Origin of the sequence: Megasphaera sp. DJF_B143 (assembly GCF_900320625.1) — a bacterium.
Classification (GTDB): domain Bacteria; phylum Bacillota; class Negativicutes; order Veillonellales; family Megasphaeraceae; genus Megasphaera; species Megasphaera hexanoica.
Genome location: NZ_ONTA01000023.1, coordinates 1 through 8,162, shown reverse-complemented (window position 1 = coordinate 8,162; position 8,162 = coordinate 1). Strand labels below are relative to the sequence as shown.

The 8,162-nt window shown below is 58.6% G+C and carries 10 protein-coding genes; all 10 read left to right on the top strand.

From position 1 onward, the window contains the following. Window positions 1–393 (top strand): ABC transporter substrate-binding protein (locus DBO31_RS00550; protein ID WP_150824181.1); only part of this gene is annotated, 393 nt, incomplete at its 5' end. Beyond that, window positions 393–1,376, top strand: a complete 984-nt coding sequence (locus DBO31_RS00545) for an iron ABC transporter permease (RefSeq protein ID WP_059075803.1) — start codon at window positions 393–395, stop codon at window positions 1,374–1,376. The genes DBO31_RS00550 and DBO31_RS00545, both read left to right, overlap by 1 nt. Next, window positions 1,376–2,152, top strand: coding sequence for an ABC transporter ATP-binding protein (locus DBO31_RS00540; RefSeq protein WP_150824180.1), 777 nt, complete (start codon window positions 1,376–1,378; stop codon window positions 2,150–2,152). Before DBO31_RS00545 ends, DBO31_RS00540 begins: the two co-directional genes overlap by 1 nt. Before the next feature lie 78 nt (window positions 2,153–2,230). Further along, window positions 2,231–3,367 (top strand): cobalt-precorrin-5B (C(1))-methyltransferase CbiD, encoded by a 1,137-nt coding sequence (gene cbiD, locus DBO31_RS00535; RefSeq protein ID WP_150824179.1) that lies wholly within the window; start codon window positions 2,231–2,233, stop codon window positions 3,365–3,367. Continuing rightward, window positions 3,364–4,080, top strand: a complete 717-nt coding sequence (gene cobI, locus DBO31_RS00530; protein ID WP_150824178.1) for a precorrin-2 C(20)-methyltransferase — start codon at window positions 3,364–3,366, stop codon at window positions 4,078–4,080. The genes cbiD and cobI overlap by 4 nt, the downstream gene beginning before the upstream one ends. After that, a complete protein-coding gene (cobM, locus tag DBO31_RS00525) occupies window positions 4,077–4,832 on the top strand; it encodes a precorrin-4 C(11)-methyltransferase (protein WP_150824177.1) in 756 nt (251 codons plus the stop codon). Before cobI ends, cobM begins: the two co-directional genes overlap by 4 nt. Window positions 4,833–4,855: 23 nt before the next feature. Then, entirely contained in the window at window positions 4,856–5,911 is a 1,056-nt protein-coding gene (locus DBO31_RS00520) for a cobalt-precorrin 5A hydrolase (RefSeq protein WP_075582385.1), read from the top strand. 4 nt (window positions 5,912–5,915) lie between these two features. After that, window positions 5,916–6,650, top strand: coding sequence for a precorrin-3B C(17)-methyltransferase (gene cobJ, locus DBO31_RS00515; protein WP_059075809.1), 735 nt, complete (start codon window positions 5,916–5,918; stop codon window positions 6,648–6,650). Beyond that, window positions 6,647–7,405: a precorrin-6A reductase gene (cobK, locus tag DBO31_RS00510; protein ID WP_150824176.1), complete on the top strand. Its 759-nt coding sequence runs from the start codon at window positions 6,647–6,649 to the stop codon at window positions 7,403–7,405. The genes cobJ and cobK overlap by 4 nt, the downstream gene beginning before the upstream one ends. A gap of 21 nt (window positions 7,406–7,426) precedes the next feature. Further along, the coding region (gene cbiE / locus DBO31_RS00505; RefSeq protein ID WP_234995336.1) for a precorrin-6y C5,15-methyltransferase (decarboxylating) subunit CbiE at window positions 7,427–8,162 on the top strand (736 nt) is incomplete at its 3' end.

The window sequence follows — 8,162 nt, the reverse complement described above, 5'->3', positions numbered from 1 at the left end:
GCCATTTTGCACGCTACACCCAGCCATGTCAGTCTGGAACTGGACAAGAGCATTGCCGGCGATGCCGCCCGTATCCTCGGCTTTACCAATGTAGCCCGGGACGGGGCGGACAAGGTGGGAAACAGTGCCGAAAAGGTGCCGTACAGCATGGAAGCACTCGTAGAAAAGGACCCCCAGGTCATTTTCATCACCTCTATGGGCCGTAGTGACAAAATCGAAGAAAGGCTCCGTCAGGATGTGGAAAGCAGCCCGGCCTGGCAGACTCTCACGGCGGTGCGGCAGAAGCGGGTCTATGTGCTGCCGGAAAATCTGTTTCTCCTCAATCCGGGGCTGGATTATCCGCAGGCCGTCGCCTATATGGCCAAAGCCGTCTATCCGGAGGTGTTTCACTGATGGGGCGGCGCTGGCTGAAGCGGCTGATCCTGCTTATGCTGTTTGCCCTGCTGGCCATTACGGGTATCGTCCTGTCGGTCACCCAGGGGGCGGCATCCTTTACGGCGTCGGCAGCCCTGCAGTTTCTCCTCGTTCCCGATAGCAGCACCATGAGTCAGATCATCTGGAATATCCGCCTGCCACGGGCCGTGACCGGCGCTATGGTCGGCATGAATCTGGCCCTTTCCGGGGCGATCCTTCAGGCGGTCATGCGCAATCCTCTGGCAGATCCTCATATCATCGGCATTTCGTCCGGGGCCGGTCTTACGGGTATTGCCATCCTCATCCTGTTTCCTGCCTATACGTATCTCATGCCGGCCGCTGCCTTTACGGGTGCCATGGTGGCAGCTGTCATGATTTACATCCTGGCCTGGAAAAATGGCATCAAGCCCGTGCGCGTCATCCTGGCCGGCGTCGCCGTGTCGGCCTTTCTGGGCGCTGCCATTTCCAGTCTGCTCATCTTTTACAGTGACCGCGTACACGGCGCCCTGCTGTGGATGGTAGGAGGGCTGGCTGCCCGCAGCTGGAATGACGTGACCCTCATCGTGCCGTACACTCTGACGGGGCTGGCTTTGTCCCTGTTTGGAGCTTCCTATCTCAATCTCCTGCAGCTCGGCGATGACATGGCCCGCGGCCTGGGACTATCGGTCGAACGGGCACGGCTGGGACTGACAGCCATAGCCGCGCTTTTGGCGGCCAGTGCCGTCAGCGTGGCCGGGCTCCTGGGATTTGTCGGCCTCATCGTGCCCCATATGGTCCGCCTCCTGGGAGGGACGGATTACCGCTATATCATACCGGGATCGGCCCTTCTGGGCATGGCTGTCGTGACCTGGTGTGATACGGTGGCCCGGATCATCCTGGCGCCGGTGGAACTGCCCGTCGGCATTATCATGGCGCTTTTGGGCGCACCGTTTTTTCTGTATCTTCTTAGGAGGGACGTGTGATGGATACACCGCAGGCTCTGAGTCTGGACCATATATCGGTAACGCTGGGACATGTACCGGTCCTGCATGATATCAGTCTGAGCGTGGTACCGGGAGAGTTTCTCTCCATCATCGGACCGAATGGATGCGGCAAAAGCACGCTCCTCAAAGTGCTCTGTCATATGATCCGGCCCCAGTCCGGACAGGCTTTTCTCGAGGGACGGCCTCTTTCGTCATACAGCCGCCGCCAGCTGGCACGCCGCATGGCAATCCTGACACAGAAACACGATATCCCGGAAGACATGACCGTGTACGAACTGGTCAGTCTGGGCCGGTTTCCCTACCGGACGTTTTACCGCCGTCCTTCCACGCAGGAACGGGATATTATCGAAAAAGCCATGGCCGATGCCGGCATCCGGTCCTGCCGGGACCGCCTGGTCCATACTTTATCGGGCGGCGAACAGCAGCGGGCCTTTCTGGCCATGACCCTGGCACAGGAGCCGCAGATCCTGCTCCTCGATGAACCGACGACGTACCTCGATATCCGCCACCAGCTGGATATCTTGGAACTCTTGCAGCAGCTCAACGAAACGCTCCATCTGACCATTGTCCTCGTCCTGCACGATATGAATCAGGCCCTCCGCTACAGCCGGCGCACGCTGGTCATGAAAGAGGGCCGCATCGTCGCCCAGGGCCGTCCGCAGGATGTCATCACGCCGGAGATGATACACGACGTGTTTTCCGTGTCCGGTGAAGCGGCCGTCACGGCTTCGGGCCGCCGGGTCCTCGTCTTTTGAGGGTAGCAGGCCGGCATAGTTCATGTTATAATTGAGAAAAATAGTATATACTATACAGAAATCTATATACAGAAAACAATGGATACTTACAAAATCGTACAAGGAAAAAAATTACGCTGCGGCTATACGACCGGCAGTTGTGCTGCCGCTGCCGCCAAGGCTGCCGCCCGCATGCTCTTTACGGGAATGCCCGTTGCCATCGTGCGCCTCATGACGCCCCGGGGTATCGGGCTGGAACTGGAGCCGGAAGAGGTGTCTATCGGCCCGGACCGGGTGACCTGTGCCATCCGCAAGGACAGCGGCGATGACCCGGATATTACCGACGGCATGCTCGTCTTCGCAACGGTAGAAAAGACCGGAGAGGGCATCCGCCTCTGCGGCGGTCCCGGTGTGGGCCGTGTGACCCGTGACGGCCTTTCCTGTCCCAAGGGAGGTCCTGCCATCAATCCGACGCCGCGGCGCATGATAGAAGAAGCGGTGCGTAGGGAAGCACAAAGGGCCGGTTATACGGGCGGACTGGTCGTCACCATTTCCATTCCCGGAGGAGAGAACCTGGCAGCCCGTACGTTCAATCCCCGCCTGGGCATTGAAGGGGGACTGTCGGTCCTGGGGACATCGGGCATTGTCGATCCCATGAGCGAGCAGGCTCTGATCGATACGATCCATACGGAAATGAACTCCCGCAAGGCTGACGGCGTCCGCCACCTCCTTGCTTTTTTTGGCAACTATGGCGTCGATTTCAGCCGCGATGTGCTGCATCTCGATGTCTCCCAGCGTGTCACCTGCAGCAATTACGTCGGCGAACTCCTCGACTATGCCGTCTATAAAGGATTTGAAGATGTCCTGCTCATCGGCCATACGGGAAAACTCATCAAACTGGCGATGGGCATCATGAACACCCATTCCCTTTATGCAGACGGGCGCATGGAATTCATGGCTCTCCAGGCCATGCTGTGCGGTGCCGGCCGTGATACGGGCCGCCGCATATATGAATGTACGACGACCGATACGGCCATAGAGATACTGATAGAAGCGCAGCTGCTCGGACCGGTCATGACGGCGGCAGCCGGGAAAATCCAATATTACATGGACCAGCGGGTCCACGGCGAAATCCGCTGCGGTGCCATGATGTTTTCTAATCGTTACGGTGTGCTGGCCCAGACTCCCCGCGCAGAGGAACTGCTGGCCTTTCACCAGAAGGAGAAGGCTGAATGAAACAAGGAACGTTATACTGCGTCGGCATGGGGCCGGGAGATCCGGAACTAGTGACTTTTAAAGCCTGGCATGCCCTGTGCCGCTGCCCGGTGCTGGCATTGCCCGAAGACCAGAGCGGCCGTCAGACTGCTGCCGCCATCCTGAAAGAAGCCGCGGCCCGGCAGGAAGGGCTGCATCTGGAAGAAAAGGATATCCTGTCCCTGACCTTTCCCATGACCCGCGATGCCGGCCGGCTCAGAAAAGCGCACAGCGATGCATCAGACCAGGTGGCTGCCGTCCTCGACGGGGGATGCGATATCGCCCTCATTACTCTCGGCTGCCCGACGGTTTACGCATCGTGCATGTATATCCAGAAAGAAATGCGCCGCCGCGGTTATGACACCGTCGTCATTCCGGGCATTACCAGCTTCTCGGCGGCTGCCGCCCGTCTGGGCCAGCCCCTGTGTGAAAAGGATGAACCCCTTCTCATCGTACCGGCCGGGCGGGACGATTTGCCGGATCTTCTCGCCGTACGGGGGAGCAAGGTCCTCATGAAAGTACCCCGCCATATGGGCGCCCTCAAGGAACAACTGCAGGACGCAGGACTTTTGCAGCACGCTTCCCTGGTAGAACGCTGTGGCCTTCCGGGGGAACGGGTATGCACGGATTTACGACAGGCAGACGATACGGGGTATTTTTCTGTGATTCTCGTAAGACAGGAGGAGGACCTATGATATATTTTGTCGGAGCCGGCCCGGGAGCCGTCGATCTCATTACCGTACGGGGCCAGAAACTGCTTGAAAAAGCAGACCTCATCATCTATGCCGGATCGCTGGTCAATCCAGAGCTGCTCCAGTTTACCAAAGAAGGATGCCGCATCTGCAACAGCGCCTCCATGACGTTGGAAGACGTCCTGCAGGAAATGGAACAGGCCGAAGCAGCGGGCAGGATGACGGTCCGCCTGCATACGGGCGATCCCAGCCTGTACGGGGCTATCCGCGAACAGATGGATGCCCTGGACCAGCGGCACATCGCCTATACGTACGTGCCCGGCGTCAGTTCCTTTTCTGCCGCCGCCGCTGCCGTCCGCAAGGAATACACCCTGCCCGGCATCAGCCAGTCGGTCATCATCACCCGCATGGAAGGCCGGACTCCCGTGCCAGACGGTCAGCGCATTGCCGACTATGCCGCCCATCATGCGACGATGGTCATTTTCCTCAGTACAGGTCTTCTGGACAAGCTGCAGGACGAGCTCATCCGCGGCGGCTATGCAGAGGACACGCCGGCGGCTATCGTCTACAAGGCATCCTGGCCGGATGAACGGGTCTGTCCCTGCACGGTGGCGACCCTGGCGGAAACGGCGGCAGCTGCCGGTATTACCCGGACCGCGCTCATCCTGGTCGGCGATTTCCTCGATGGTTCCTACGACCGGAGTAAGTTGTATGATCCATCCTTTACTCATGGATTCCGCAAAGCGTCCCAATAGTTCGTGTAAGAGGTGAAGAAACGATGAAGGCAGTGTTGTTTTCCTTTACCCGGCGCGGCGCCAGACTCAGTATTTCCATACAGTCGTATCTGAAACTGTGTGGCTGGCAGGTCCGGGCATTGACAGGAAAAAAATTTGTATCGCTCGATTCCCAGCTGGAAGAAATCGAGCCGGATCTGGCCAGCTGTACCGGTCAGGCCTTTTCCGGGGCAGAACTGCTGGTCTTTATCGGGGCTTCCGGTATTGCCGTGCGCAGTATTGCTCCTTATATAAAGAGCAAAACGACCGATCCGGCTGTCCTGGTCATCGATGAAAAAGGGCAGTACGTCATTCCCCTCCTTTCGGGGCATATAGGCGGGGCCAATCAGATGACGCGCAAACTGGCCGGCTATCTTCATGGCCAGCCGGTCATTACGACGGCGACCGATGTCAACCATCTCTTTGCCGTCGATGAATGGGCGGCACGGAATCACATGGTCATTTCGTCCATGCGGGAAGCCAAGGCATTCTCGGCAGGACTTTTGGACGGCGGCCCCGTCGGGGTATACAGTGATTTTCCCGTAGAAGGTACGCTGCCGGAAGGACTGGAAATGCAGCCATCGGGGCCTCTGGGCATGGCCATTACTCTCAGCCAGGACTGTTATCCCTTTGCCGAAACAGTCGTGCTCCGGCCGCGCATCATCCATCTGGGCATCGGCTGCCGCAAGGATACGCTGGAAGAAGCCATCAGCCGCCTCGTACTGCGCGAGCTGCGGCGCCTGCGCATCGGCCTGAACCTCGTCGCCGATATAGCGACTATTGACATCAAGAAGCAGGAAAAGGGCCTGTTGCATTTTGCCAGGAACAACGCCATCCCCATCCAGTTTTACTCGGCCGGGCAGCTCAATGCGGCACCGGGCCTGGGATTTGCCTCGTCCCGGTTCGTACAGAAAACGACGGGGACCGATAATGTCTGCGAACGGGCTGCCGTACTGGCCAGCCGTGGAGGACGGCTCCTGCTGCATAAAACCGTCCGCGATGGCGTGACGCTGGCCATTGCCTGCGAAGAATTCTGCGTCAATTTTGAAATGATGGAGTGACCATATGAAGAAGAACGTATATGTCATCGGCATCGGTCCCGGGTCGCGTGATGAAATGACATTCCGGGCCGCCTGTGTACTAAAAGAGTGTGATGTCATCGCCGGTTATCAGACGTACATTGACCTCATTCGGGACGATTATCCCGATAAAGAATACATCATTACGGGCATGACCAAAGAGACCGACCGCTGCCGCATGGCCCTGGAACGGGCACAGCAGGGCGCCTCTGTCGCCCTCATATCCAGTGGTGACGCCGGCGTCTACGGCATGGCCGGCCTTATTTATCAGCTGGGCGCGGCCTATCCCGACGTGGATATCACGGTCATACCGGGAATCACGGCGGCCTGTTCCGGCGCAGCCCGTCTGGGTGCCCCGCTCATGAACGATTTCTGCCTCATTTCCCTGAGCGACCTCATGACGCCGTGGGAAACCATCGAAAAGCGCCTGGACTGTGCCGCAGCTGCTGATTTTGTCATCTGCCTGTACAATCCGGGAAGCCACAAACGGGCCGATTATCTCCAGAAGGCCTGTGCCATCATCTTGCGGCACCAGAATGGATCCGTCCCGGCCGGCCTGGTCCGTCACATTGGCCGGAAGGGAGAAGACGCGGCGATCATGACACTGGGCGAACTGCAGCATGTGCCGGTGGATATGTTTACGACCGTATTCATCGGCAACAGCCAGACAGAACTCATAGACGGCCACATGGTGACGCCCCGCGGGTATACGCTGCTGTGACGGGGACGCTTTGGATCATCGGCGGGACGACTGAAGGCCGGGAACTGGCCGCTTATGCCGGAAGCCGGGGCATTCCGACGTATGTCACTGTGGCCACGGCATACGGTGCATCCCTGATTCCGTCATGGCCGTCGCTGACGGTGTGGACCGGCCGCCTGACCGAAGAGGATATGGAACGATTCCTGCTGGAGCACGCCATTTCTCATGTCGTAGATGCAAGTCATCCCTATGCGGCTGTCGTAACCGGCAACTGCCGCACGGCATGTATGCGCCGCCGCGTTTCCTATATCCGCGTGACCCGGCCGGCATTTCCCCATGGAGACGCCGTATCAGTTTATTCCATGGAAGAGGCAGCGGATTTTCTCAGCGATACGGAAGGAGCGGTCTTTCTCACGACGGGCAGTAAGAATCTCGACGTGTTTACCCATATCCCGGACTATGAGAAACGGCTCTATGTGCGTATCCTGCCGCTCAGGGATTCGCTGGACCGGGCCTTGTCCCTGGGATATGTGCCAGGACATATCATCTGTATGCAGGGGCCTTTTTCTACGGAATTGAACGCCGCCATGTTCCGTCAGTATCACAGCCGGTATGTCGTTACCAAGGATTCGGGAAAACCGGGCGGATTTGCAGAAAAACAGGAGGCGGCCCGTATGGCCGGTGCCCGGCTGATCGTCGTCGGGCGGCCAGCGGAAACGGGGGATTCACTGCAGGCCGTCAAGGAGCAGCTCGAGGCCCTTTGGCACGATTCCTGAGAGAGGCGGAGAGGAGAAGAAATGATGGATATCTATGTCATCGGTATCGGTCCGGGAAATCCGGAATATCTGACAGACCGGGCCCGTTCTGCTATTGCAGCCTGCCCGGTCCTGGTGGGAGACCGGCGCATGGTGGAGCCGTATGCGGCAGCGGGCAAACGACTCGTATATACGTATAAAAAAGATGAAATATATGAGCTGGCCCTGTCTCTCCTTCCGGACGGCGGCCCTATGGCTGTCCTCGTATCGGGCGACGTCGGGTTTTACAGCCTGGCGTCTCTCATCCGGGACTTGCCGGACTGTCATATCGTCCGCATACCCGGCATCAGCAGTCTGGTGTATTTCGCCGCTCTCCTGCAGACGAACTGGCATGATACCTATATTGTCAGCCGCCATGGCCGCCGCGATTCCCTGACAGAAGCCGTGCGCCATCATGGGAAGGTATTCTGCCTTACCGGTGGCAGTGACACGCCGGCCGCCTTGTGCCGCATGCTTTGTCATGCTGGTCTGGGACAGGCCCGGGTTGCCGTGGGATACCGACTGTCTTATGAAGATGAACACGTAGCCAGGGGCACGGCAGAAGAACTGGCCGGGCTGAAGGAAGAGGGCTCGCTGGCCGTCATGATGATCTGGAACGATAAGGCCCGGCCCTGGCAGCGTCCGGTCCACGGCCTTCCCGACGAGTCTTTTATCCGCGGCAAGGCGCCTATGACCAAGCAGGAAATCCGCAGTATTGCCCTGTCCCGTCTGGCGCCGT

What these genes read in the sequence shown, in the direction of transcription:
- cbiD (WP_150824179.1), top strand. Translation starts at nt 2,231, where the DNA reads ATGGATACTTACAAAATCGTACAAGGAAAAAAATTACGCTGCGGCTAT.
- DBO31_RS00545 (WP_059075803.1), top strand. Translation starts at nt 393, where the DNA reads ATGGGGCGGCGCTGGCTGAAGCGGCTGATCCTGCTTATGCTGTTTGCC.
- DBO31_RS00520 (WP_075582385.1), top strand. Translation starts at nt 4,856, where the DNA reads ATGAAGGCAGTGTTGTTTTCCTTTACCCGGCGCGGCGCCAGACTCAGT.
- cobI (WP_150824178.1), top strand. Translation starts at nt 3,364, where the DNA reads ATGAAACAAGGAACGTTATACTGCGTCGGCATGGGGCCGGGAGATCCG.
- cobM (WP_150824177.1), top strand. Translation starts at nt 4,077, where the DNA reads ATGATATATTTTGTCGGAGCCGGCCCGGGAGCCGTCGATCTCATTACC.
- cobJ (WP_059075809.1), top strand. Translation starts at nt 5,916, where the DNA reads ATGAAGAAGAACGTATATGTCATCGGCATCGGTCCCGGGTCGCGTGAT.
- DBO31_RS00540 (WP_150824180.1), top strand. Translation starts at nt 1,376, where the DNA reads ATGGATACACCGCAGGCTCTGAGTCTGGACCATATATCGGTAACGCTG.